Here is a 24,633-nt window from a genome sequence, read left to right on the forward strand (position 1 = left end):
CGCCGGGTCGTAGGGCTTCATCCGGGTGGCCCACCATCGTCCCTGGTCGGACCGCCACACGATCCAGGGCACGCTCTCGGCGGCTTTCACCGTGCCACGATCGGCCGCCGGGCGGCCCGATACCCCGTTGCGGAGAGTGATGTCCGGTGACGGTTCGTTCATGGTCGCGACCGTAAGCGCGGGCCCTGGCGCTAACTTTCACGACACCGTGAAACTTTATGTCAGGCTGCGAACCCCATCCTGCGTGCGATGCCTCGCAGTTCTGCCGGCACACGGCGCTGGAGGTCGAGCAGGCGTGCCACCGTCTGCCGTGCCATCGGGTGATAGCGCGTCTGCTGTGCGGCGACCGTCTCAGCCCGCAGGACACAGGTCAGGGCCTTGCCCCATTTGCGCTCCCACAGCCAGGCCCGAGACAGGTCGATGAAGTGATGGGACACCCGCTCCGGGGTCGCCGAGGCCGGCAGCTCCAGGTGCGCGCCGCGGCGGATCGCCTCGTCGGCGTCGCCCAGCTCGACCGCCACGGCCACATCGTGGATCGCGGCGTTGGTCGGGCCGAACTGCAGCCCGTAGTGGGGGGTGTCCCTTCGGATTCGGCGGGCGACTTCTCGGGCCTCGGCCATGTGATCCCACGCCGGCCCGGGGCGGCTGGCGCGGGCGGCGAGGATCGCCGCCCGCAGGTGCACCGTGCCGTAGACGCTGAGCAGGCCCGGCTCGTCGGACAGCTCGGGCAGGGTGGTCTTGGTGCGCGAGAGGAGGGCCAGGCCGCCGTCGTAGGCGCCGGAGGTCATGAACATCAGGGAGCGCCGCAGGTCGGCGACGGCCGGCAGCAGCGGGTCATCGGCGCGGGCAGCGGCCCAGGCCATCCGGTCGATGGCGATGGTGGCCAGGTCCAGGTAGCCGAGCTTGTAGGCCATGGAGTCGGCGGCGCCGTAGGCCTGGACGAGCAGCCGGAAGACACCTGCCTGCTCGTCGCCCTCGGTGGTGTGGACGTGGGTGGTGAGCTCGCCGAGCAGGGCGGGCAGGATCTTGCCTAGGCGGACGTACTGGGCGTCGTGTCGGAAGCGCCCGGCACGTTCGGTCTCGGCGGCCAGCTGGTCGAGCGGTCGCGGGGGCGCCTCCAGGGCCGGGGGGATGTCCCAGTAGACCAGGGCTTCGCGGATCTGGGGGATCGCGGCGTGGATGCGGTCGGTGCCGGCGGTCCGGCCGCGGTAGGGCTGGCCGGTGAGCTCGGTGACGTCCACGTGTAGCACGCGGGCTACCGCTCCTATCAGGGACGGAGAGGCGGGCTTGTGCCCGCCTTCGACTTGCGCGATGAGACTCACCGAGCAGGGCACCCGGCCAGCCAGCTCGCGCTGGGTGAGGCCGCGGAGCTTGCGGGCGTGGGCGATCAGGCGCCCGATCATGCCGTCTTCGCCGATCGGGACCGTGCTACCGTCATGCATGAGCCTTGGCCTTTCCTGAAGCGTCGACGACTTCAGGCTAAGGGCAGGCTTTCTTTCATGTGAGGGCTTGAGCTTGTGTTGCCGCCTCACAGATCCGATCACGGGGTGTGCTGAGGCGAGCAGACGGCCGGCGGCCGGGCCGAACACGTGGCGGTCGCTGCGATTGCGGCCCGGTCTGCCTACTTGTCTGCACCTGTCCGCGCCGATGTCCACGGACACCCGTGATCCGGAGATCGTGGGGCCGTCCACCGGCGAGGGCACGTAAACGGCAGCTGGGCTACCCTACGGGATCACCCCATTGCGGTCTACCCGCCTGTTGGTTGCGGTCTGTCCGCCTGTCTGGCCGGTGTGTAGCAGCGAACCCTTTCATGATCGTGCGCCGCACGTGCGTCATGATCTTGGACAACGCTGACCGATACCGACCCATACTGACCCATGACGTGTTGTATCACTGCTGGTCAAATGCTAGATCGTGTCCTTGACCAGGAGCACCACGGTTTCCACGTGGTGGGTCATCGGGAAGGCGTCGAAGGCGCGCAGGTCGACGACCGGGTAGCCGTGGCCGGCGAACCACGACAGGTCGCGGGCGAGGGTGGCCGGGTCGCAGGAGACGTACACGACACGCGCGGCGTCCAGCGCGGCGACGCGGGCGACCACGTCGCGGCCGAGCCCGGCGCGGGGCGGGTCGGCGACCACCACGTCGGCGCGTTCCACGCCGAGGCGGTCGAGGGCATCCTCCACCCGGCCGCGCTCGACCCGCGCCTGACGCAGGTCGCGCAGGTTGTGGCGGGCGTCCTGGACGGCGCGCGCGTCGGACTCGATGCCGAGCACCGCGCCCTCGGGCCCGGCCGCCTCGGCGAGCCCGGCCGCGAACAGGCCGACGCCGCAGTACAGGTCGAGCGCCCAGTCGCCGGGCTTGACGGCGGCGAACTCCAGCACGGCGTCGAGCAGCACGCCCGCCGCTCCGGGGTGGACCTGCCAGAAGCCGCTGCCGGTCACCCGGAAGTCGCGGTCACCGGCCCGCTCGGTGAGCGCCGTGCTCCCCCGCACCGCGCGTACGTGGCCGCGGCCCTCGTCCACCAGGACATGGGCGTCCGCGCCGAGGTCGGGCACCGCGACCGTGCGATGCCTGCCGGGCGTGACGACGACCGCCCGCTCGCCGGTGGAGCCGGCGATGGCCTCGACGCTCTCGGCACCGCGCCAGTTCGCCCGCTCGACGCCGAGCCGCTCGACCTCGCGGTGCGCGATCAGGCAGGCGTCGACCGGCTCGACCTCGTGGGAGCGGTGGCGCCGCAGGCCGGGCACGCCGTCCTGGGTGACCGCGAACTGCACACGGGTGCGCCAGCCGAGCCCTCTGGGCGCGCCGGGGACCTCCTCCACCTCGACCTTCATGTCGAGGCCGGCGAGCCGCCGGAGCTGCTCGGCGACGACCTCGCCCTTCATCCGGCGCTGGGCCTCCAGTGTGGCGTGCTGCCAGTCGCAGCCGCCGCAGCGCCCCGGCCCGGCGAACGGGCACGGCGGTGTGACCCGGTCGGGGGAGGCGTCGAGGATTTCGACGGCGTCGGCGCGCAGGAACCGGGTGGTCTCCTCGGTCACCTCGGCCAGCACCCGCTCGCCGGGCAGCGCGTGGCGGACGAAGACCACCCGGCCCTCGTGTCTGGCGACGCACCATCCGCCGTTGGCCACGCGCTCGATGTTGAGTTCGATCGGCACTCCGGTCCCCCCGCTCACGTCTTGACCTGATCGTCTTTACGTGCCACAGCGTACGGCCGGCGCACCGACCCGGCGCCGAACGACTCCGGCCGGCGCCTGATCCGGTCGGAGGAGGCGAGCTGCCACGGCACGCTGGTGACCATCACGCCCGGCTGGAAGAGCAGTCTGCCCTTCAGCCGCAGGGCGCTCTGGTTGTGCAGCAGGTGTTCCCACCAGTGGCCCACGACGTACTCGGGGATGAACACGGTGACGACGTCGCGCGGCGAGCGGCGCCGCAGGCTCTTGACGTACTCCAGCACCGGGCGGGTGACCTCGCGGTAGGGCGAGTCGAGGATCTTCAGCGGCACCGGGATACCGCGCTCCTCCCACTCGCGCTGGAGCTGCCGGGCCTCCTCGGCGTCGACGGCGACGCTGATCGCCTCCAGGCTGGAGGGCCGGGTGGCCCGGGCGTAGGACAGGGCGCGCAGCGTCGGCTTGTGGATCTTGGAGAGCAGGACGATCGTGTGGTTCCTGGCCGGGAGCATGGACTCGTCGACCTGCGCGTCCTCGGGGACGGTCAGCTCGTCGGCCACGTTGTCGTAGTGGCGCCGGATGCCACGCATCATCACGAACAGCACGGCCATGGTGGCGCAGGTGATCCACGCGCCGTGGGTGAACTTCGTCAGCAGCACGACCAGCAGCACCAGGCCGGTGACCGCCGCGCCGAAGGCGTTGATCACCCGCGAGCGCTGCATCTGCCCGCGCTTCCTCGGCTCGGTCTCGGTGCGCAGCAGGCGGTTCCAGTGCCGCACCATGCCGATCTGGCTGATGGTGAAGGACACGAACACGCCGACGATGTAGAGCTGGACCAGGCGGGTCGTCTCGGCCTGGAAGGCGTAGATCAGCACCCCGGCCATGGTGGCGAGGATGACGATGCCGTTGCTGAAGGCCAGGCGGTCGCCGCGCGTGTGGAGCTGGCGCGGCAGGTAGCGGTTCTGGGCGAGGACCGAGCCGAGCACCGGGAAGCCGTTGAAGGCGGTGTTGGCGGCGAGCACCAGGATCAGCGCGGTCATCGCGGTGATCAGGTAGAAGGCCGGCGGGAAGTTGCTGAACACGGTCTGGGCGACCTGCGCGATCACCGGGCCGGGGTTCTCCACCGGCCGGCCCGACCGGTCGAGGAGCACACTGCCCACCGACGGGTCGGCGAACTTCGCGCCGGTGACGTAGGCCAGCGCCGTGACGCCGGAGAACATGGTCGCGGCGATCACGCCGAGCGCCAGCAGCGTCGCGGCGGCGTTCTTGCCCTTGGGCTTGCGGAAGGCCGGCACGCCGTTGCTGATCGCCTCGACGCCGGTGAGCGCCGCGCAGCCCGAGGAGAACGCGCGCAGCAGCAGGAAGATCAGTGCGAAGCCGCCCAGGCCGACGCCCTCACCGGTGACGGAGTAGTCGGCCGTCGGGGCGCGCAGGTCGGCGCCGAACGCCAGGCGTACCACGCCCCAGAGCATCAGGCCGAAGATGCAGAGCATGAAGGCGTAGGTGGGGATGGCGAACGCCAGCCCGGACTCCCGCAGGCCACGGAGGTTCACGACGGTCAGCAGGGCGACGAGCACGACCGCCGCCGCGACCTTGTGCTCGGCCAGGAGGGGCAGCGCGGCGCCGAGGTTCTCCACGCCGGAGGAGACCGACACCGCCACGGTGAGCACGTAGTCGACCATGAGGGCGCTGGCGACCACCAGGCCCTGGTTGGAGCCGAGGTTCTCGGTGGCCACCTCGAAGTCGCCGCCGCCGCTGGTGTAGGCGCGGACGTTCTGCCGGTAGGAGGCGACCACGGTCAGCAGGATGATCACGACCGCGAGGGCGATCCACGGGGTGAAGTGGTAGGCCGCGATGCCCGCCACGCCGAGCGTGATGAGGATCTCCTGCGGGGCGTAGGCCACCGAGGAGAGCGCGTCGCTGGCGAACACCGGCAGCGCGATGCGCTTGGGCAGCAACTGCTCGTGCGCCTGCGCGCTGCGCAGCGCCCGGCCCACCAGCAGCCGCTTGACCAGATCTGCAACCTTGACCACGAGTGTCGATGCTAGCCCCCAGGTGCGGTGCGCATCACATGGCGCTCCCAGAACCGGCCATACTTGGCCCTGTAGCTGTATAACGTCCAGCAAGTCGCCGCTCGATGCCTACGGCGGGGGAGCATGCACATCGTCATCATGGGATGCGGCCGGGTCGGCTCGACCCTGGCGCACATCCTCGAGGACAGCGGCCACTCGGTCGCGATCATCGACAGGGACCCGCAGGCGTTCCGGCGGCTGCGGGCGGGGTTCCGGGGCCGCCGGGTCACCGGCGTCGGCTTCGACCGCGATGTCCTGGAGGAGGCGGGCATCGAGTCGGCCTCCGCCTACGTGGCGGTCAGCAGCGGCGACAACTCCAACATCATCTCGGCCCGGGTCGCGCGCGAGACCTTCGGCGTCGACAACGTGGTCGCCCGCATCTACGACTCCCGCCGGGCCGAGGTCTACCAGCGCCTCGGCATCCCGACGGTGGCCACGGTCCGGTGGACGGCCGACCAGATCCTGCGGCGGGTGCTGCCCGAGGGCGCCGAGCCGCTGTGGCGCGACCCGACCGGCGCCGTGACGCTGGCCGAGGTCGCCTACCACCCCGGCTGGATCGGGGTGCGCACCAAGAAGCTGCAGGAGCTCGCCGCCACCCGCGTGGCGTTCGTCAACCGCATGGGCGAGGCGCTGCTCCCCCGGGAGGACATGGTGCTCCAGGAGGGCGACATCCTGCACGTGATCGCCGCCGACAACGACATGGAGCGGATCAACAAGGTGCTGACCTCGGCGCCTGAGGAGGAGTCGCGATAATGCGCGTCACGATCGCGGGCGCGGGGGCGGTCGGCCGGTCCATCGCCGCCGAGTTGCTGGAGAACGGCCACGAGGTCCTGCTCATCGACGCCGACCCCTCGGCCATCAAGATCGACAGCGTGCCGCAGGCCGAGTGGCTGCTCGCCGACGCCTGCGAGATCTCCTCACTGGACGAGGCGGGGCTGAACGCCTGCCATGTGGTGATCGCCGCGACCGGCGACGACAAGGTCAACCTCGTGGTGTCGCTGCTGGCCAAGACCGAGTACGGCGTGCCGCGCGTGGTGGCCCGCATCAACCACCCCAAGAACGAGTGGCTGTTCAACGAGTCGTGGGGCGTGGACGTCGCGGTCTCCACCCCCCGGCTGCTGTCGGCGCTGGTCGAGGAGGCCGTCAGCGTGGGCGACCTGGTGCGCCTGATGACCTTCCGGCAGGGCCAGGCCAACCTGGTCGAGCTCACGCTCCCCGAGGACGCCCCCGTGGTCGGCCAGCGTGCCGGTTCGGTGCCCTGGCCGCAGGACTCCGCCCTGGTGGCGATCCTGCGGGAGGGCCGGGTGCTGGTGCCCTCCGACGACGATCCGCTCGAGGCCGGCGACGAGCTGCTGTTCGTGGCCAGCCAGGAGGTCGAGGAGGCGCTCGCGCAGCTGCTCGCCCCGCATCGATGAGCCGCCCGCGGGTTCGCGCCCGCGGGCCGGGGCGGCCTGGCCGCCTACGCTGGACGATCTCCGGCGCGCCGGTGGTGCGCGCCGCTCCCGGCCGCGTCACCCGCAGGGGACGCGGCCGTTCTCGTACCTGCCGGGCCGTGCGGCACGTCGCCGGCTGCGGCGGTGCCACACCTCGCTTCTGACGGGCGGTCGAATCCGGCCCGCGGCGGCCGCGCGAACGCGGGTCAGGCGCCGGCGACCGGCGGCCCTGAGTTGATCGGGGTGCGGCCGCGGGCCAGCACCCACACCATGGCGGCCAGCGAAGCCACCTGCAGCGGCCAGCCCAGCACGACCTTCGCCACGCCGAGCGCGGCGACCTGGTCGGCCAGGTAGAGCGGGAACTGCACGACCACGCGCAGCAGGCAGGGCGCGATCAGCAGCCAGGTCAGCCGCGAGCAGATGCGGACGATGCCCGGGTCGCGCCGCCAGCCGGTGGGGTCGCCGGTCACCGAGCCGATCAGGAATCCGACCACCGGCCAGCGCACGGCGATCGACAGCGTCATCGCGGCGGCGTAGGCCGCGTTGTAGACGATGCCCGGCACGAAGACGTCCTTGGCCTCGCCCGTGCGCGAGGCGAGGACCGCGCCGATGCCGATGCCGATCAGGCTGTTGATCACGAACTGCGGGGTGGAGCGCTGCACCAGCCGCACCACCAGCAACAGGACGGCCAGGCCGATGCTGACGATCAGCGAGGTCTTGAGCTGCTCGGTGGTGATCCAGCAGATGGTGAAGGCCACCGTGGGCACCGCGGCCTCGACGATGCCCCGTGCTCCGCCGAGCGCCTTGGCCAGCTGGGCGCGGATGGCCGCCTCGACCGTGTCGTGGGCCGCCGCCTCGCGGGCCGCCTCGGGCGCGGCGCTCACCGCCGCGCCCCCGGGGCCGTCGCCGTCGCGCCCTCTCGCGGCTGCGTCGTCGTCATCCCTCTCCTCACCTGGGGGAAGCGCGGTCACTGGCCGCCCGCCGGCAGCAGTTCGTAACGGGGGTTGAACATCACCTTACGGTCGTCCTGGACGCTGACCAGCCCTTCGGCGCGCACCGCCCGGCCCGGCTCGATGCCGATGATCTTGCGCCGGCCCAGCCACACCAGGTCGATCACGTCCGAGCCGTCGTACAGCTCGGCCTCCAGAGACGGCGCGCCGCCCCTGGGGCGTAGCGTGACGGTGCGCAGCGTGCCCTTCACGCAGAACCTCCGGCGCTGCCCGCACGAGGCGATCGGGGTCGCGCCGTACTGGTCGAGGTCCTCCTGGAGCTCCGCGGCCTCCAGCTCGGACTGGCTGGTGGTCAGCCGCCGCAGGAAGCCGCGCAGCCCGCGTTTGACGGGCTCTGCCGTACTCATTCTCTCGGTCAACTCCTCGCGAGCCCTCTGGTCCGGGGACCTTCCTGCCCGCAGCTTACGTCAGCGAATCTCGCTGATCTCGGGCCCGCGCTCGAACGGGTTGAGACTGGGCGCGTCCTCTTCGGCCGCCTGCTGCTCGACGGCCTGGCGGGCCTCGGCGGGCAGCCGCAGCTCGATGGGCTCCTTGGGCGCCATGGGCTGGTCGCCACGGACCACGACGATGTCGCGCACGACGTCCTCCAAAGTCTTGGCGGCGTCGGGGTCGGCGATGGCACGGCCGCTGATCACCGCTCGCAGGAACCACCGCGGGCCGTCGACGCCGATGAAGCGGACCGGCTGGACGGCGTCGTCCTGCTTGACCTCGGCGGCGAGCTCGGGGCCGAAGGGGCCCTCGCGCTGCTCGCAGGTGCCGCCGGCGGCGGTCAGCTCACGCGACAGCTCGGCGCGGACCTCCTCCCAGATGCCGCTCCTCTTGGGCGCGGCGAACGCGTGCACCTGCAGGGCGCTCTCTTCGGCCAGCACCACGGCGCCGACGATCTGGTCCCCCGCGACGTTGAGCTGGATCTCGAACCCGGGGCCGATCGGCAGCCGCAGGCCGCCCAGGTCGACGCGCTCGGTCCCGGGGTGGGGCTCGTCGGCGTCCCACGGCCCCGACTCCCGGGCGAGAACCGGCTCCTCGGCGACCGGTGCCGTCTTTTCCGGCTCCGCATGACGGCGGCGTCCGAACACTTCCTTCACACTCCTTGTCGACTCATCGGCCGGTGGAGCCGAACCCGTCGGCGCCGCGCGCCGATCCGGGAAGCCGCTCCACCTCGTAGAAAGCTGCCTTCTCCACGCGCTGGACGACGAGCTGGGCGATGCGGTCGCCCCGCCGGAGCCGCACGGCGTCCTTGGCGTCGGTGTTGATCAGCGTCACCTTGATCTCGCCGCGGTAGCCGGCGTCCACGGTGCCCGGCGCGTTGACGAGCGTGACGCCCAGGCGGGCGGCGAGCCCCGAACGCGGGTGCACGAAGGCGGCGTACCCGTCGGGCAGCGCGATCGCCACGCCGGTGCCCACCACGGCCCGCTCGCCGGGCAGCAGCTCGACGTCGTCGGCGGCGTGCAGATCGGCCCCCGCGTCGCCCGGGTGGGCGTACGACGGGAGCGGGAGCTCGGGGTCGAGCCGCTGGATCAGCACCTCGATCATGTATTCACCTCGTGGTCGTGGAACCGCGCCCGGCTGACGTCGTGGCCGTGGCCTCGCCCGCCGGGACGCACGACGCCCCCCCGGGCCGGCACACCTGAGCAGCGGCCCGGGAACGCGCGAACCGCGCCCTCAGCCTCACCGTACGCCCTGGGGCGCGCCGGAGCCGAGCGGGCGTGCAACGTGTCACGAACCGAGACCTTACCCGGTGCGCCGAGGCGAGACGTCCTCCCCCGCTGCGGGCGCGTGACCGGCGGCCGAACCGCCCGGCCCATGCTCTTGCGCCCCGGCGGCCGGACCGGGCTCGCGGCCCTGCTCCGGCCCGCTCTCGGAAGCCGGGCCCGTGGCCTGCGCGTGCTCGCCCTCGGCGGCGGCGTCGCCGGGCCGGGCGGGGCCCGGGCCGGCCTCGATGGCCTCCTCGTGCGGCGCGGCGGGCGGCAGCTCGCGCGGGGTCCTGCGCAGCTCGGGCAGGGCGCGGTACACGATGGCCGCGATCGGCACCGCGATCGCGGCGCCGGCGATGCCGCCGAGGATGCCGCCGACCGCCAGCACCAGGATGATCGCCAGGGGGTGGAACCGCACCGCCCGTCCGACGATCATCGGCTGGAGCACGTGGTTCTCCAGTTGCTGCTCGACGACCAGGATGCCGACGAAGACCAGGGCGAGGATGGCGCCCTTGGCTCCGAGCGTCACCAGCGCGGCCAGGCCGCCCGCGATGAAGATGCCGATGATCGGGATGAAGCTCGCCAGGAAGATCAGCACGGCGAGCGGCGCCCACAGCGGCACGCCCATGGCGAACAGCACGACGCCGATGATCACGCCGTGGATCGCGGCCACGATGACCGTGCCGTGGATGTACTGCGACAGGGTGCGCCAGGCGGCCCGGCCGGCCCGGTCGACGCGCGGCGACGCCGAGCCGAAGGCGCGCAGGAACCACGACCAGATGCGGTCGCCGTCCTTGAGCAGGAAGAAGGTGACGAACAGCAGCAGGACGATCGAGGCCAGCACCTCGATGAAGGTCGCCGCGGTGGACAGCAGCGCGCTGGTGATCGCGCTGCGCTGCGCGTTGAACTGCTTGATGATCTCGTCCACCATGCCCGTGAGCTGGGCTTCCTTGAGCTGGAACGGTCCGGTGAGCAGCCAGCCCTGCACGTCCCTGGCGGTCTTCTGGACCTGCTCGGCCAGCCGGGGGGCCTCGTCGTTGGCGCGGATGCCGATGATGAACCCGACGGCGACCAGGAGGGCGAAGGCCGACAGCATGGTGATCCATGTCGCCCAGATCGGGCGCAGCCCGGCCCGGCGCAGCCGGTCGGTCAGCGGGAAGAGCAGGGCGGTCAGCAGCAGCGCGATCGCCACCGGCAGTGCCACGAAGCTGAGGTGGACGATGATCTGGGCCGTGAAGTAGATCACCACGCCGATGACGATCAGGCGCCAGCTCCAGGCCGCCAAGGTGGACAGCACCGGTGGCACGCGGCGTCCTTCGGTCTCCCGTTCAGCGATCACCATTACAGACTGGCACGTCAGGCGGCCGAACGCGCACACGTTTCGGCCGCCTTCGCCCGGGCGGCCGGCCCGCCCTCGGGCGAGCCGACCCGTTATGTCGCCCTTGTCGGGAAAGCGCTAGCCGGCGGCGGCCGTCGCCAGCGTGACCTCGACCCGCAGGTCGCCCTCTCCGGCTCCGAGGACGAACTCCTGCACCGCGCCGGCGGCGCACAGGTCGTCCTGCGCCCGCCGGACCAGCTCGACGCCCGCCCCCTGGACGGTCAGCAGCGCCACCTCGGCGCGCATCGACAGCTTGGCCGAGGACTTGGCCCTGCGCACCTCGCGCAGGACCTCCGAGACCGCGGCCAGCACCCCCGGATCACCGGAGGAGGGCAGCTCACCCGCAGAGGGCCAGGCCGCCCGGTGGACCGAGCCCTCCCGCCACCACGACCAGACCTCCTCGGTGACGAACGGCAGGAACGGCGCGAACAGCCGCAGCAGCACCTGGAGCGCCAGCCGCAGCGCGGCGCGCGCCGACAGCGCTCCGGCGTCCTCGCCGTAGGCGCGGGCCTTGACCAGCTCAAGGTAGTCGTCGCAGAACTCCCAGAAGAACCGCTCGGCGGCCTCCAGCGCGCGGGTGTACTCGTAGGCCTCGAACGCGGTGGTGGCCTCCTCGGTCACCGCCGCCAGGCGGGCCAGCATCGACAGGTCGACGGGCTCGGTGACCTCGCCCGCGCCGGCCTCGCCGAGGCCCAGCACGAACTTGGACGCGTTGAGGATCTTGATGGCCAGGCGGCGGCCGACCTTGATCTGACCGATGTCGAACGCGGTGTCGGTGCCCGGGCGCCCGCCCGCGGCCCAGTAGCGCACCGCGTCGGAGCCGTACTCGCGGAGCATGCCCATGGGCGTGACGACGTTGCCCTTGGACTTGGACATCTTCTTGCGGTCGGGGTCGAGGATCCAGCCGGAGATCGCGGCGTTGCGCCAGGGCAGCACGTCGTTCTCCGCGTGCGCCCTGACCACCGAGGCGAACAGCCAGGTACGGATGATCTCGTGTGCCTGGGGCCGCAGGTCCATCGGGAAGACCCGCCGGAACAGGTCGTCGTCGCGCTCCCAGCCGGAGACGATCTGCGGCGTCAGCGAGGAGGTCGCCCAGGTGTCCATGACGTCGGGATCGGCGGCGAAGCCGGACGGCTTGCCCCGCTGGTCCTCGGAGTAGCCGGGCGGCACGTCGGTGGAGGGGTCGACCGGCAGGGCCGCCTCCGGCGGGACGATCGGCCGGTCGTGAACGGGCTCGCCATCGGCGTCCAGTGGGTACCACACGGGGATCGGCACGCCGAAGAACCGCTGGCGGGAGATCAGCCAGTCGCCGGCCAGGCCCTGCACCCAGTTGTCGTAGCGGACCCGCATGTGCGGCGGGTGCCAGCGCAGCTCGCCGCCGCGGTCGAGCAGGGCCCGCCGCAGCCCGGCGTCCCGCCCGCCGTTGCGGATGTACCACTGGCGGGTGGTGACGATCTCCAGCGGCCGGTCGCCCTTCTCGTAGAACTTGACCGGGCGGGAGATCTTGCGCGGCTCTCCGTCGAGCTCCCCGGTCGAGCGCAGCAGCTCGACGACGCGCTCGCGGGCGGAGTGGACGGTCAGGCCGGCCAGCGGCGCGTAGGTCGCGGCGGGGACGCCTTCTGGCGGGTCGGCCAGCATGCGGCCGTCCCAGCCGATGACCGGCCGGGTGGGCAGGTCGAGCTCGCGCCACCACACCACGTCGGTGAGGTCGCCGAAGGTGCAGATCATCGCGATGCCGCTGCCCTTGTCCGGCTCGGCCAGCCGGTGCGGCAGCACCGGCACCGGCACACCGAACAGCGGCGTGGTCACCGTCCTGCCGAACAGCGGCTGATAGCGCTCGTCGTCGGGGTGGGCCACCAGGGCCACGCAGGCCGGGATCAGCTCGGGCCGGGTGGTCTCGATGGCGACGCCATCGGCGAACGGCGTGCCGGGAACGCCGCCGAAGCGGATGCGGTGGAAGGCGCCCGGCCACTCGCGGTCCTCCAGCTCGGCCTGGGCGACGGCGGTGCGGAAGGTGACGTCCCACAGGGTGGGGGCCTCGGCGACGTACGCCTCGCCGCGGGCGAGGTTGCGCAGGAAGGCGCGCTGGGAGGCGGCACGGGAGGCCGCGTCGATCGTCGCGTAGGTCATCGACCAGTCGACCGAGAGGCCGAGGTGCCGCCACAGCTCCTCGAAGGCCTTCTCGTCCTCCTTGGTCAGGGTCTCGCACAGCTCGATGAAGTTGCGCCGCGACACCGGGACCTGCCGCTTGGGGTCGGGCTCGGCCGGCGGGCGGAAGCCGGGGTCGTAGGGCAGTGAGGGGTCACAGCGCACGCCGAAGTGGTTCTGCACGCGGCGCTCGGTGGGCAGGCCGTTGTCGTCCCAGCCCATCGGGTAGAACACCTCGCGTCCGCGCATGCGCTGGAAGCGGGCGATGGTGTCGGTGTGGGTGTAGGAGAAGACGTGACCGACGTGCAGGGAGCCGGAGACCGTCGGCGGCGGGGTGTCGATCGAGTAGACCTGCTCGCGGGTCTTGGTCCGGTCGAAGCGGTAGGTGTCGTCGGCCGCCCAGCGAGCTACCCATACCGCCTCAAGACCATCGAGAGAGGGTCTTTCGGGCACGACGGGATGGCGCAGGCGCTGTTCGGTCATGGCGCCCTATGGTATGGCGTCGCGCGCCCCCTCCGCACGAGAGGCTAGGGTTCAGCTAGATCGACGAGGGGAGAGGTCATGGCCAAGACAGACGCGGTCGAGAAGCCCGACATGGCGTGGCGCCTCATCGGCGCGGTGGTGGCGCTCGGCGTCGGGTTCGCCACCCGCAAGGCCATCGAATTCGGCTGGCAGAAGGCCACGGGCAAGAAGCCCCCGGCCGACCCCAACTCGCTGGAGACCGGGCTGGCGGAGGCCGTGGGGTTCGCGGTGGTGCTCGGCGTCGGCATGGAGGTCGCGCGCATCGTCGCGACGCGCTCGGCCCACAAGCGGTATCAGGCCTGGAAGGCCGTCACCGACAAGGCCGAGCGCGTCGTCGGGGCCTGACCGGACCACGGAGGCTGGGCGGCGCCGCGGGCCGGCCGCGTTCCCGCAGAAGACGGATCGCGGTGGCGGGTCCTCAGCGTTCCAGGGCGGCCAGGAACTCTCCCGCCCAGCGGTCCACGTCATAGGTCGCGACGCGGCGGCGCATCGAGCGCATCCGCCGTGACAGTTCGTGCGGGGTGGCCCGCATGGCGGTGATCATCTGGCGCTTGAGCCCCTCGACGTCGTAGGGGTTGACCAGATAGGCGTGCTTGAGCTCGTCCGCGGCGCCCGCGAACTCGCTGAGCACGAGCGCGCCCCGCAGGTCGGCGCGGCAGGAGACGTACTCCTTGGCCACCAGGTTCATGCCGTCGCGCAGTGGGGTGACCACCATGACGTCGGCCGCGCAGTACAGGGCGGCCAGCTCCTCGCGGTCGTAGGACTGGTGCAGGTAGTTCAGCGGGGACACCCCGAGCACGCCGTGCTGCCCGTTGATGCGGCCCACCCGCAGCTCGATCTCGTCCCGCAGGGCGCGGTAGGTCTCGACGCGCTCGCGGCTGGGGGTGGCGATCTGGACGAACACCGCCTCGCCCGGGCTGATCGTCTTGTCGGCGAGCAGCTCACCGAACGCCTTCAGCCGCTGCCCGATGCCCTTGGTGTAGTCGAGGCGGTCCACGCCGAGCAGCACGTGCTCGGGCTCCCCCAGCTCGGCGCGGATCTCCTTGGCGCGAGCCATGATGTGCGGCTCACGCACCAGCGAGTCCAGCTCGCCGAAGTCGACCGAGATGGGGAACGCCTCGGCGCGCACGACGCGCTCTCCGTAGGAGATCTCCTGCCGCTGGTTCTGCAGGCCGAGCTGCCGCCGGCACAGCCGGATGAAGTTGGAGGCGCCGCCGGGACGCTGGAAACCCACCAGGTCGGCGCCGAGCAGGCCCTCCAGGATCTCCCGCCGCCACGGGAGCTGCCAGAACAGCTCGGCGGGCGGGAAGGGGATGTGCAGGAAGAAACCGATGCGCAGGTCGGGGCGCAGGGCCCGCAGCATCGCCGGGACGAGCTGGAGCTGGTAGTCCTGCACCCATACGACGGCGTTCTCCGCGGCGACGTCGGCGGCCATGCGCGCGAACCGCTCGTTGACCGCGCGGTAGGCGTCCCACAGCACGCGGGAGTAGACCGGGGTGGCCACCACGTCGTGGTAGAGCGGCCACAGGGTCGCGTTGGAGAACCCCTCGTAGTACTGCTCGACCTCACCCGCCGACAGGGGCACGGGGATGAGGTGCATGCCATCGTGCTCGAACGGCTCGAGCTGCTCGTCGGGGGCGCCGTGCCAGCCCAGCCACGCGCCGTCGCGGCGCTGCATCACGGGCGCGATCGCCGTCACCAGGCCCCCGGGGCTGCGCCGCCAGCTGGCGGAGCCGTCCGCTGCGATGCTCCGGTCCACCGGCAACCGGTTCGCGACGATCAGAAAAGAGCTGCGCACACGTCCTCCCTCGTCGTTCCCATGTGATCGGTTCACGACCACCATACGAAACCGGGCGTGGCTCTCTGTACGCGGCCTCAGCCTGACAAAGGGGGCCCAATAGGGAGAAATCGCAAAGCGACCATGGAGCAGGGGTAATGAGCGCGTGCGCCCCGAGCCGGGGCCGGCATCGGGCGGACGACACGGGGATGACTCGCGGTCGCCAGGCGTGCGGAAGGGGACCGGAACGCCATTGTCCGGGGGATCAGGGAACGGGGGACGGGGGTCAGCCGGAGGAGGGAAGTGCCCGCTGGCGCCGCAGGTCGGCGCGTACGGCGGTGGCGAGGCGTCTGGTCGCCGCCCGGTTGAGCGCGCCGCCGGCGACGGCGCCGGTGAGGAACGGGCCTAACGTGGTCAGATGGCGGCCGAGCGTGCGCATGAGCCGGTTGCGTAAGGCGGCCTTCGCCGCGGCGCCGAGCGCCACCTGCACCGAGCTCGGGGCCGTCGGGTCCACTCCCCGCTGCCTGGACCAGGCCACGGTGAAGGCCATCGCCCGCTGGGCGCCGGTGCCGGGCACCTGCACGCCGTACACCTCGTGCAGCTCGGCGATGAGCTTGACCTCGATGGCGGCGACCACGAGCGTCTCGGCCACGAGTTGGGCGGGCGCCGACAGCAGCAGCGGCGGCGCGGCGAACTCGGCGGCGGCGAGCACCCCGCCGACGGCCCCGACCGTCGTCGTCGCCTTGCCCGCGGTACGCACAAGGTCATCGGCGAGCGCGTCGCCGCTGAGACCGTAGTGGTGTTCCTGTAGCGTGGCGAGGTCCCGGATGGGAAGCCGCGGCGCGATGGCGGCGAACATGTCGGCGAGCCAGCGTCCCCGGGCCACGCCCGATTCGCGGGCTCGCCGCTGCGCCGACACCAGCGCCGCGCTGAGCCGGCCGAGCAGCCGTCGCCGCTCGGCCCCGTCGATCTGCTCCGGCCCGGTGAGCCGGCCGACGAGCTCGGCGACCTCGGCCTCCGGTTGATCCTGCGGCCCCGGGGCCGGGAGTTCCGGCCGCCCGGGCTCGTCCTGCGGTGTTCGATCCGTTCCAGCCGTCACGGACCCTCCAAGTGTCTCAGGCGGCGCATTCCCGGCAGATCTGCTGCCCGCCCTTCTCCGAGGCGAGCTGGCTGCGGTGGTGCACCAGGAAGCAGCGCGAGCAGGTGAACTCGTCCGCCTGCCTGGGGATCACCCGGAGCGAGAGCTCCTCGTTCGACAGGTCGGCACCGGGCAGCTCGAGCGACTCGGCGAGATCGGTCTCGTCGATGTCGATGCTGCCGGAGGACTTGTCGGTGCGCCGGGCCTGGAGTTCCTGGAGGCTGTCCTCACTGAGGTCGTCGTCGGTCTTGCGCGGGCTGTCGTAATCGGTGGCCATTTGCGTCGTCATCCCCCTCATCTATTGCATGCGCGTCGTCGTCGCGCGTCTGTAACGTCTGGGCGATCCATCTTGTGCCCGCATCTCTCGGGGAATTTTGCAATCGGTACCCCGTGGGAACGGTTGACGAACCTCCTGACACGTCAGGTCGTGCCGCCTTCGCCGCACAGTTAGCCAAATATGGCGAAATCCGCAGCATTGGCGATCGGACCCTTCGTGTTCGACGGCACATCCAACCACATGTCTGGCGTGAACGAGACGCCCCCCGCCGGATCAGCCCGCCGGAAGTCTCACGGTCATCACCAGTCCCCCGCCCTCCCTGGGAATCGCCTTCACGGTCCCCTGGTGAGCGCGGACGACCGCGCGCACGATGGACAACCCGAGCCCCGCGCCACGCGCCGACTCCACGCGGTCGGAGTGCAGGCGCCTGAACGGTTCGAACAGGTCGTCCACCTCGTACGCCGGAACGTGCGGCCCGGTGTTGGCCACCTGAACAACCGGGGTGCCGTCCACCATTCCCGTACGCAGCCAGACTTCTCCGGACTCGGGGACATTGTGCTTGATCGCGTTCTCGACCAGGTTGGCGACCAGGCGCTCCACCAGCACCGGATCCCCCATCGTCGGGGCCGGGCGCAGGTCGGAGTGGACCTTGACCCCGGTCTCGTCGGCGAAGGACGCGTGCTGCTCCACCACCGTCTGCCCGACGTCGCGCAGGTCGACGGGCTTGCGGGTGGCCAGCTCACGCTCGCTGCGGGCGAGCAGCAGCAGGCCCTCGATCAGGTGCTCGTTCCTGGCGTTGGTGCCGAGCAGGGTGCGGCCCAGGACCTTCAGGTCCTCCGAGGCCCGCGCGTCGCCGAGCGCCACCTCCAGCACCGTGCGGTTGATCGCGAGCGGCGTGCGCAGCTCGTGGGAGGCGTTGTCGACGAAGCGGCGCTGGGCGTCGAAGGCGCGGTTGAGCCGGGTGAGCATCGCGTCGAAGGTGTCGGCCAGTTCCTTGATCTCGTCGTTCGGGCCGTTCAGGTCGATGCGCTCGTGGGCCAGCGAGGTCTCCGACAGCCGCCGGGCGGTCGTGGTCATCTTCTGGATCGGGCGCAGCGCCCGGTCGGCGACGAAGTACCCCAGGATCAGGGCCAGGATCCCCACGCCGCCGAGGGCCAGCAACGATCGGTGCAGGATGTGCGCCCGCGCCGCGGCGATGGTCGACTGCCGGTAGTGGTCCCACTGCTCCTGGACGTACAGCACCGTCTGCGCCGGCCAGTCCTCCCCGACGGGGAACGGAGGCCATGCCTGGTCGATCGCGCCACCCACGAACGAGTAGATCACGAAGATCAGCAGAGCGCCCGCCGCGAAGAACAGCGCGCCGTAGGTCAGTGTCAGCCGCACCCGGATGCTCATGCGCCCGGTGATCCGCTTGAGCCGGCCGAACAGGTCCTCGGTGACCGGCTTGGGGGCGAGCGGCGGCGGCCCGTCCCACGCGGGCGGCCCACTCGGCGGCGGAGGCGGGGTCTTCGGCCGGAACGGCTGACGGGTGCTCTCGACGGTGGGCTGCTCGGAGCGGCGTCCCGCTGCGGCCGGAGAACGCCCGGCGTCCTGCGGAGCGGGCCGGGCGGGCGCGGCCCCGGTGAGCGGCCGGGCCCCCATCGCGACGGGGCCCGGCGGCGAGCTGGCCTCGCCGCCACCGGAGGCGGCCTGCGCGCCGGCCCGGACCGACAAGGCCGCCGGTCCGGGCCCACCGTCGGCGTCCCGCGCCCCCTCGGGGACCGGGGACCCGGGCGGGACGATGAGCGGCTGGGGCGCGGCGAAGGTCGGGCGTCCGGCGTCCCGTTCCCGCCCCGGCTCGGGTTCGCCGCTCACAGCTTGTAACCCACGCCCGGCACGGTCTCGATCACCGCGGGCTCGCCGAGCTTCTTGCGCAGCGTCATCATCGTGACCCGCACGACGTTGGTGAAGGGATCGATGTTCTCGTCCCACGCCTTGTCCAGCAGGTCCTCCTGGCTGACGACGGCGCCCTCGGCCCGCATGAGCTCCTCGAGGACGGCGAACTCCTTCTTGGTGAGCGCGATCTCGTTGCCGTCCCGGGTGACCAGCCGCTTGCCCGGGTCCAGCCGGATGCCGGAGCGCTCGAGCACGGGCGGCAGCGCGGGGGCCGAACGGCGGCCGAGCGCCCGCACCCGCGCCACCAGCTCCATGAACGCGAACGGCTTGGCGAGGTAGTCGTCGGCGCCGAGCTCCAGGCCCTCGACCTTGTCGTCCACCTCGCCGGACGCGGTCAGCATCAGGATGCGCGAGGCCGTGCGGCCGGCCACCAGCCGCCGGCAGACCTCGTCCCCGTGGACCTTCGGCAGGTCGCGGTCCAGCACGATCACGTCGTAGTCGATGTATCCGGTGCGCTCCAGCGCGCCGGCGCCGTCGTAGGCGACGTCGACCGCCATCGCCTCGCGGCGCAGCCCTGTCGCGATCGCGTCCGCGAGCACCCGCTCATCCTCCACCACAAGCACCCGCACGGCCCTGCCACCTCCAGTAGTCCCGGCCTCTCGCGCGCTGGCCTCGTCCCGACGGCCCCCGCGCGGCGCCGAAGGCACCTCTGCGCGGCCGTACCCCGCGCAGCCTCATTGTTGCCACATTCGGCTTAAGCGCATGGTAAGCAGTCTTCCGTTGCCTGTGAGCGCGCTCTCAGGCAGCTTCCGGCTTACGCCGGAGCGTTCCCCGTTTCCGGGGTTCCCGTTTCGCCGGTGCGCGCCCGGCACGGGTGCCGGGTCTTACCGCTCCTCCACGGGCGTTTAGCGTCTCCCCGTAACTCTGGGCGACGTCGGCTGCGAGCGCGGCCAGGTTGAGCGCGGCATTGTGGTCGCGGTCGGCGACCAGACCGCACTCGGTACATGCGTAGGTGCGTTCGGACATGGCGAGCTTGGCTTTCACCGCGCCGCAACCCGAACAGGTCTTGCTGGAAGGAAACCACCGGTCGGCGACGATGAGCCTGCCGCCGCGCCAGGTGGTCTTGTAGGCGAGCTGGCGTCGCGCTTCGGCCATGCCGACGTCAGCGACCGCTCGGGCCAGACGCCGGTTGGCGAGCATCCCGGACACATTCAGGTCTTCGACCACGACCGTGCCCCAGGTGGCCGCCAGGCGGCTGGTGAGCTTGTGCAGGCCGTCGCGCCGCTGGTCGGCCACCCGGGCGTGCGCCTTACCGAGGGCGGCCTTGGCCTTGTACCAACGGGCTGACGGCTGCCGCCTAGCGCCCCCGGGGGTGCGCGGGCCGACGCGGCGATCGAGTTGCTTGTTCAACCGGCGCAACCGCCGCAGCGCCGCCCGGTGGTGCTTGGGGTTGGCGATGACCTCGCCGGTGGACAGCACCGCGAGGTCCTTAACGCCGAGATCCACCCCGACCATGGCATCCGGCCTGGCCGGGGCGCGGTCGGCGCGGGCGATCTCGCAGGTGAACGCGACGAACCAGCGGCCTCCCTCCCGCCGGACGGTGGCCGACAGGATCCGGCCGGTGCCGCGCTCCAGGTGACGGGCGAGTTTCCGCGTCGACTCGGCGGTGCGGATCGTCCCCAGCCGGGGCAGCGTCACGTGGCGGCGGTCGGCCTCGACGCGGATGGCGCCGGTGGTGAACCGGCACGACAATGCGGCACGATGCTTGGACTTGAAACGGGGAAAGCCCATCACGCGGCCCTTGCGGGTGCCCTTGCGGGAGGACTCCCAGTTCTTCAACGCCCGCGCCAGACCGTCCAGGCCACTGTTGTAGGCCTCCTTGGAGTTGTCGGCCCACCACGGCGCGACGCGGTCCTTGGCGGCGTTCCACGACCGGCGCAGGCTGTAGAGCGACCAGGGCTCTTCGGTCAGCGGCTCCTCGGCGACGCCGTAGGACTTCTCGGCTCTGCGCTGAGCGCGGGCGGCCTTGAACAGCGCCAGGCCCCAATTGAAGGCGAACCGGGCCGCGCCGCAGTGCGAGGCGAGCGCGGCCACCTGTTCAGGGGTGGGGTCCAGGGCGTAGCGGTAGGCCTGCGTCACCTTCACCCGGCGGCCTCGTCCTCGGTGGCGGCGGCCACCGCGCGGCGCGCCCGGTTCGCCGCAGCGCGGCGGCCGTACAGGCGCGCGCACAGCCAGGTGAGAATCTCGGTGACGTCCTGCACCAGGTCGTCATCGACCTCGGCGGGGTCGGCGACCAGCAGGCGGCGGCCCTGGGCCGACAACGCCGCCTCGACATACTCGGCGCCGAAGCGGGCGAAGCGGTCGCGATGCTCCACCACGATCGTGGTCACCTGCGGGTCGGCCAGCAGCGCCAGGAACTTCTTACGGCGCCCGTTGAGGGCGGAGCCGACCTCGGTCACCACGCGGTCCACGCTCATGCCGCGCCCGGTCGCCCACGCCGTCACTCGCGCGACCTGGCCATCGAGGTCGGCCTTCTGTTCGGCCGAGGAGACGCGGGCATAGACCACGGTGGTTCCGTCGTGCGACACGGCAGGATCGACGTCTCCGACCAGGATCAGTCGTCCGACCTTGCGAGCGGGCACGGGCAGGGCGCCTTCCCGATACCACCGGTAAGCGGTGATCGGGTGGACGCCCTGTGTCTTAGCCCACTCTTTCAAGTTCACTTATGCATAGTAGCGCATACTCAAGCGAGAACAGCTGCCAACCCCCGTGCGGCGGACGCGTGACAGAGAGCACACCCCAGACATATGCCGCAGGTGGTTTAAGCGCAGGACGACGGTGGGTAGACCCGCATGACCCACGCACAAGCCGGGGAAGGCCGAGTGAGTCTCCCCAGGCGGTGGTCACCACACCTGTTCCTTCGCCCCTCGAGAAAGAAGGTGAGATGGGCGAGTTCACCAGCACGATCACATCCCGGCTCGACCAGGCCTACAAGGGTCTCCAGGAGGCGCGCACCAGCGGCGACGACTTCCTCGCCGACACTCTCACCGCCGAGATAGAGGACCTGCGCCGGATCGCCGTCGACAACGGCGTGCCGATCCAGTGCTGAACGGCCTCCCGGCACAGGCGCCAGAGCCCGCCCGCACCGCGGGCGGGCCCTCCGTGTCATGACCGGGGAACACCTCTCCCCGGCATCCCGCCGATCTCGGCCGCCCACAAGGCGAGCTGAGCCGAGATCAGCGGTACCGTCCCTTACTTCTCTCGCGATCACGCCCGCGCTCGTCCGGGCCCGGCCGGCGCCGGCCCGGGACGAGGCCGGACGATCTCAGGCGTCGCGCTCGGGGTTGAGCGGGGCGAGCAGGTCGTGCAGTTCCTCGAACAGCCCCGGCGCGGCGCACAGGGTCAGCCCCGGGTTGTACGGCCGCCCGTTCAGCCCGCCGACCCGGGCCCCGGCCTCGGCGGCGATCAGGCCGCCCGCGGCGTAGTCCCAGTACTGCGGGCCGCGCTCGTAGTAGCCGTCCACCCGGCCCGCCGCCACCGAGCACAGGTCCACCGCGCACGACCCGCCCCTGCGGATGTCACGGACCACCGGCAGCACGTGCGTGAGCACCTGCGCCTGGACGGCGCGGCGTTCCGGCAGGTAGCCGAAGCCCGTGGCGATCAGCGCCCGCGCGAGCGGCACCCCGGCGTTGCAGCGCAGCCGCTCGCCCGGGACGCCCTCGCGCAGCAACTCGGCCCCGCCGCCCTTCGCCGCGGCGTACAGCTCGCCCCGCGGCGGCACGTTCACCACGCCGGCGACCACCTCGCCGTCGACCTCGACCGCGATGCTGACCGACCAGTCGGGCAGGCCGTACAGGAAGTTGACCGTGCCGTCGATGGGGTCGACGATCCAGCGGACCCTTCCCTCCCCGGTCTCGGCTCCGCCGGTCTCGCCCTCCTCCTCGCCGAGGATGGCGTCGCTGGGCCGCGCGGCCTTGATGCGCTGCCTGATCAACTCCTCGGAGGCGCGGTCGAGCGCCGTGACGACGTCGGTGCCGCTGGACTTGGTCTCCACCACCTCGGGGCGGGCGGGGCGCTTGGCGAGGAGCATGTCGCCCGCCTCGCGTCCGATGTCCACCGCGAGCCGCAGGAAGTCGAAGTCGCTCATGCCAGCGACTCCGGCCGCTGCCACTCCTCGCCGAGCACGTGCTGGGCCAGGAACGCCAGCACGGTCTCGTACCAGGCCACGGCGTTGCCCGGCTTGAGGATCCAGTGGTTCTCGTCCGGGAAGTACAGGAACTTCGATTCCACCGAGGTGCGGCGCAGGTCCCACCACAGGCGCAGCGCCTCGCCGATGGGCACGCGGTAGTCCTTGTCACCGTGGATCACCAGCATGGGTGTGGTGATCTTGTCGAGCCACAGGTGCGGCGACAGCTCGCGGTAGCGCTCGGCGCCGACCGGGCCGAACTCGCGCTCCCAGTAGTCGGCGCCGTCGGTGGTGCCGGCGAACTGTTCGAGGTTCCACAGGGAGGCGTGGGTGACGATCGCCCGGAAACGATCGGTGTGCCCGGCGATCCAGTTGGCCATGTACCCGCCGAAGGACCCGCCCATCATGGCGGTGCGGCCGGCGTCGATGTCGGGACGCGCCACGCAGGCGTCGGTGACGGCCATCAGGTCGGCGTGGGTGCGCGGGCCCCAGGCGCTCCAGCCGCGCTGGATCATCTCCTGCCCGTACCCGGTGGACAGGCACGGGTCGGGGAGCAGCACCGCGTAGCCGTGCTCGGCCATGATCCAGGGGTTCCACCGCCACATCCAGTCGTTCCAGGAGGCGACCGGGCCGCCGTGCACCCACAGCAGCAGCGGGGCGGGGTTGTCGGCCGAGGCGCCGTCCGGCAGCACGAGCCAGCCCCTGATCTCCACCCCGTCGTCGGCGACCGCCGAGACCTCGGTGAGCCTGCCGGGGATGGTCACCGCCGGCGCGGGGGACGCGAGCGCCTCGACCTCGCCGCCGCGCAGGTCGAGGCGCACCGGCGCGGGCGGGGCGTCTGGGGCGCTGCGCAGGGCGTACAGGTGATGCCCGTCCGGCGAGGGGCACAACTCCGCGTACGCCGAGTCGTCGGGCGTCAGGCGCTCGTACTCGCCGGTGAGGCCGACCCGGTAGATCGGCCGCCTGCCGAGGTGGTCGGCCGCGGCGTACAGCGAGCGGGAGTCGGGCGCCCAGGCCAGATAGGAGGGCATGAGGTCGGCGCTGTGCCCCTGCGCCCCCTCACCACCGTCCAGCGGGGCGATCCACAGCCGGTGCTCGACCGCGCGGTCCTGCGTGGCCCGGCCGGCGCGGTCGCAGGCGACATGACGGCCGTCCGGGGAGATCGCGAGCGGCCCCTGGAAGTCGTGCTCGGCCGAGGAGGCCACGACGCGCCGCTCGCCCGTGGCGACGTCGATGGCCGCGAGCTCGTAGCGGGTGCCGCCGCCGGGCAGCGGCACGGCCCAGGTGGTGACCACGGTCGAGCCGTCCGGGGTGACCGCGTAGGCCAGCTCCAGCAGCGCGCCGCCCGGGTCGGGGGTCAGGTCGCGCGGCTCGGCGAGGGACGGCAGCCCGGCGGCGAACAGCCGCGTGCGTCCCGGCCCGAGGTCATGGTCCCAGTACCGGATCGGGTACCCCTCGTGCAGGACGGCGCTGACCCCGGCGTCCTTCCTGGCCTTGCGGCGCTCGGCCTCGGTGCCGGCGTCGCCGGGGAGCACGTCCGAGGTGAAGACGACGGTGCGGCCACCGGTCTCGACGGAGCCAACGCCGCCGGGGCGATCGGCCACCCTGCGGGCCTCGCCGCCCTGGGCGGGGAGCAGCCACAGCGCGGCGGGCTCGTCCTGCGGCTGCTCCTTGGCGGTGGGATCCGGCCGCCCCGACACGAACAGCAGGTCGCCGTCCGGGGTGAACCGCGCTCCGGCCTCGCCCTTGGCGGACCGGGTGAGGCGGTAGGCCTCGCCTCCGGGCTCGACGGGCACCGCCCAGATCGAGGTTCCGTAGGACTTCCCGTCGGGGTTGAGCGACTGGACGACCGTGACCAACCGGGAACCATCCGGCGACAGCCGCAGCGACAACAGGCGGGGAATGGCGACGAACTCGCGTATGTCCTTGAAGACGCTCACTTCCCCGAACTTACCC

22 protein-coding genes are annotated in these 24,633 nt (G+C 71.8%); 4 read left to right on the forward strand and 18 right to left on the reverse strand.

What is annotated here, in order from left to right; translation table 11 throughout:
- Positions 1-221: 221 nt before the first annotated feature.
- The 3 genes from IEY93_RS07050 to IEY93_RS07060 form a co-directional block, all read right to left on the reverse strand.
- Positions 222-1,442 (reverse strand): helix-turn-helix domain-containing protein, encoded by a 1,221-nt coding sequence (locus IEY93_RS07050; RefSeq protein WP_189162147.1) that lies wholly within the window; start codon positions 1,440-1,442, stop codon positions 222-224.
- A gap of 465 nt (positions 1,443-1,907) precedes the next feature.
- Positions 1,908-3,173, reverse strand: a complete 1,266-nt coding sequence (locus IEY93_RS07055) for a class I SAM-dependent RNA methyltransferase (RefSeq protein WP_229690925.1) — start codon at positions 3,171-3,173, stop codon at positions 1,908-1,910.
- On the reverse strand, positions 3,170-5,200 hold the full coding sequence (locus IEY93_RS07060; RefSeq protein ID WP_189162148.1) for an APC family permease: 2,031 nt from the start codon (positions 5,198-5,200) through the stop codon (positions 3,170-3,172). Before IEY93_RS07060 ends, IEY93_RS07055 begins: the two co-directional genes overlap by 4 nt.
- A gap of 123 nt (positions 5,201-5,323) precedes the next feature.
- Here IEY93_RS07060 and IEY93_RS07065 point away from each other — a divergent pair, with 123 nt between their 5' ends.
- Together IEY93_RS07065 and IEY93_RS07070 are read left to right on the forward strand one after the other, a co-directional pair.
- Positions 5,324-5,992, forward strand: coding sequence for a potassium channel family protein (locus IEY93_RS07065; protein ID WP_189162149.1), 669 nt, complete (start codon positions 5,324-5,326; stop codon positions 5,990-5,992).
- Positions 5,992-6,654, forward strand: a complete 663-nt coding sequence (locus IEY93_RS07070; protein WP_189162150.1) for a potassium channel family protein — start codon at positions 5,992-5,994, stop codon at positions 6,652-6,654. The genes IEY93_RS07065 and IEY93_RS07070 overlap by 1 nt, the downstream gene beginning before the upstream one ends.
- A 224-nt stretch (positions 6,655-6,878) precedes the next feature.
- Here the strand turns inward: IEY93_RS07070 and IEY93_RS07075 are convergent, their stop codons facing one another.
- The 6 genes from IEY93_RS07075 to valS all read right to left on the reverse strand — a co-directional run bounded on the left by IEY93_RS07075 (position 6,879) and on the right by valS (position 13,385).
- Positions 6,879-7,556 (reverse strand): DUF3159 domain-containing protein, encoded by a 678-nt coding sequence (locus tag IEY93_RS07075; RefSeq protein ID WP_229690926.1) that lies wholly within the window; start codon positions 7,554-7,556, stop codon positions 6,879-6,881.
- An 83-nt stretch (positions 7,557-7,639) separates the two neighbouring features.
- Entirely contained in the window at positions 7,640-8,029 is a 390-nt protein-coding gene (locus IEY93_RS07080; RefSeq protein WP_189162151.1) for an OB-fold nucleic acid binding domain-containing protein, read from the reverse strand.
- A gap of 60 nt (positions 8,030-8,089) precedes the next feature.
- Positions 8,090-8,758, reverse strand: a complete 669-nt coding sequence (locus tag IEY93_RS07085; protein WP_189162241.1) for a DUF3710 domain-containing protein — start codon at positions 8,756-8,758, stop codon at positions 8,090-8,092.
- A gap of 22 nt (positions 8,759-8,780) precedes the next feature.
- On the reverse strand, positions 8,781-9,215 hold the full coding sequence (gene dut, locus IEY93_RS07090) for a dUTP diphosphatase (RefSeq protein WP_189162152.1): 435 nt from the start codon (positions 9,213-9,215) through the stop codon (positions 8,781-8,783).
- A gap of 198 nt (positions 9,216-9,413) precedes the next feature.
- A complete protein-coding gene (locus tag IEY93_RS07095) occupies positions 9,414-10,682 on the reverse strand; it encodes an AI-2E family transporter (RefSeq protein ID WP_229690927.1) in 1,269 nt (422 codons plus the stop codon).
- A gap of 150 nt (positions 10,683-10,832) precedes the next feature.
- On the reverse strand, positions 10,833-13,385 hold the full coding sequence (gene valS, locus IEY93_RS07100) for a valine--tRNA ligase (RefSeq protein ID WP_189162154.1): 2,553 nt from the start codon (positions 13,383-13,385) through the stop codon (positions 10,833-10,835).
- A 78-nt stretch (positions 13,386-13,463) separates the two neighbouring features.
- Between valS and IEY93_RS07105 the strand changes: the two genes are divergently transcribed.
- Positions 13,464-13,769, forward strand: a complete 306-nt coding sequence (locus IEY93_RS07105) for a DUF4235 domain-containing protein (RefSeq protein WP_189162155.1) — start codon at positions 13,464-13,466, stop codon at positions 13,767-13,769.
- 73 nt (positions 13,770-13,842) lie between these two features.
- Here IEY93_RS07105 and IEY93_RS07110 read toward each other — a convergent pair whose 3' ends face one another.
- The 7 genes from IEY93_RS07110 to IEY93_RS07140 form a co-directional block, all read right to left on the reverse strand.
- Positions 13,843-15,267: an alpha,alpha-trehalose-phosphate synthase (UDP-forming) gene (locus IEY93_RS07110; protein WP_189162156.1), complete on the reverse strand. Its 1,425-nt coding sequence runs from the start codon at positions 15,265-15,267 to the stop codon at positions 13,843-13,845.
- Between the two features lie 220 nt (positions 15,268-15,487).
- On the reverse strand, positions 15,488-16,300 hold the full coding sequence (locus IEY93_RS07115; protein ID WP_189162157.1) for a hypothetical protein: 813 nt from the start codon (positions 16,298-16,300) through the stop codon (positions 15,488-15,490).
- A 16-nt stretch (positions 16,301-16,316) separates the two neighbouring features.
- On the reverse strand, positions 16,317-16,616 hold the full coding sequence (locus IEY93_RS07120) for a DUF4193 domain-containing protein (RefSeq protein ID WP_189162242.1): 300 nt from the start codon (positions 16,614-16,616) through the stop codon (positions 16,317-16,319).
- A 273-nt stretch (positions 16,617-16,889) separates the two neighbouring features.
- Positions 16,890-18,257, reverse strand: a complete 1,368-nt coding sequence (locus tag IEY93_RS07125) for a sensor histidine kinase (protein WP_189162243.1) — start codon at positions 18,255-18,257, stop codon at positions 16,890-16,892.
- A 209-nt stretch (positions 18,258-18,466) separates the two neighbouring features.
- Positions 18,467-19,120: a response regulator transcription factor gene (locus IEY93_RS07130; RefSeq protein WP_189162158.1), complete on the reverse strand. Its 654-nt coding sequence runs from the start codon at positions 19,118-19,120 to the stop codon at positions 18,467-18,469.
- Positions 19,121-19,289: 169 nt separating this feature from the next.
- A complete protein-coding gene (gene tnpB / locus IEY93_RS07135) occupies positions 19,290-20,636 on the reverse strand; it encodes an IS607 family element RNA-guided endonuclease TnpB (protein ID WP_189162159.1) in 1,347 nt (448 codons plus the stop codon).
- The gene (locus IEY93_RS07140; RefSeq protein WP_189162160.1) at positions 20,633-21,214 is read right to left on the reverse strand and encodes an IS607 family transposase; all 582 of its coding nucleotides are present in this window, start codon (positions 21,212-21,214) and stop codon (positions 20,633-20,635) included. Before IEY93_RS07140 ends, tnpB begins: the two co-directional genes overlap by 4 nt.
- A gap of 221 nt (positions 21,215-21,435) precedes the next feature.
- Between IEY93_RS07140 and IEY93_RS07145 the strand changes: the two genes are divergently transcribed.
- On the forward strand, positions 21,436-21,600 hold the full coding sequence (locus IEY93_RS07145; RefSeq protein WP_189162161.1) for a hypothetical protein: 165 nt from the start codon (positions 21,436-21,438) through the stop codon (positions 21,598-21,600).
- Positions 21,601-21,816: 216 nt separating this feature from the next.
- Here IEY93_RS07145 and IEY93_RS07150 read toward each other — a convergent pair whose 3' ends face one another.
- Positions 21,817-22,638: an inositol monophosphatase family protein gene (locus tag IEY93_RS07150; RefSeq protein ID WP_189162162.1), complete on the reverse strand. Its 822-nt coding sequence runs from the start codon at positions 22,636-22,638 to the stop codon at positions 21,817-21,819.
- Positions 22,635-24,617 (reverse strand): S9 family peptidase, encoded by a 1,983-nt coding sequence (locus IEY93_RS07155; RefSeq protein ID WP_189162163.1) that lies wholly within the window; start codon positions 24,615-24,617, stop codon positions 22,635-22,637. The genes IEY93_RS07150 and IEY93_RS07155 overlap by 4 nt, the downstream gene beginning before the upstream one ends.
- Between the last annotated feature and the right edge of the window lie 16 nt (positions 24,618-24,633).

Origin of the sequence: Sphaerisporangium melleum (assembly GCF_014646695.1) — a bacterium.
Classification (GTDB): Bacteria; Actinomycetota; Actinomycetes; order Streptosporangiales; family Streptosporangiaceae; genus Sphaerisporangium; species Sphaerisporangium melleum.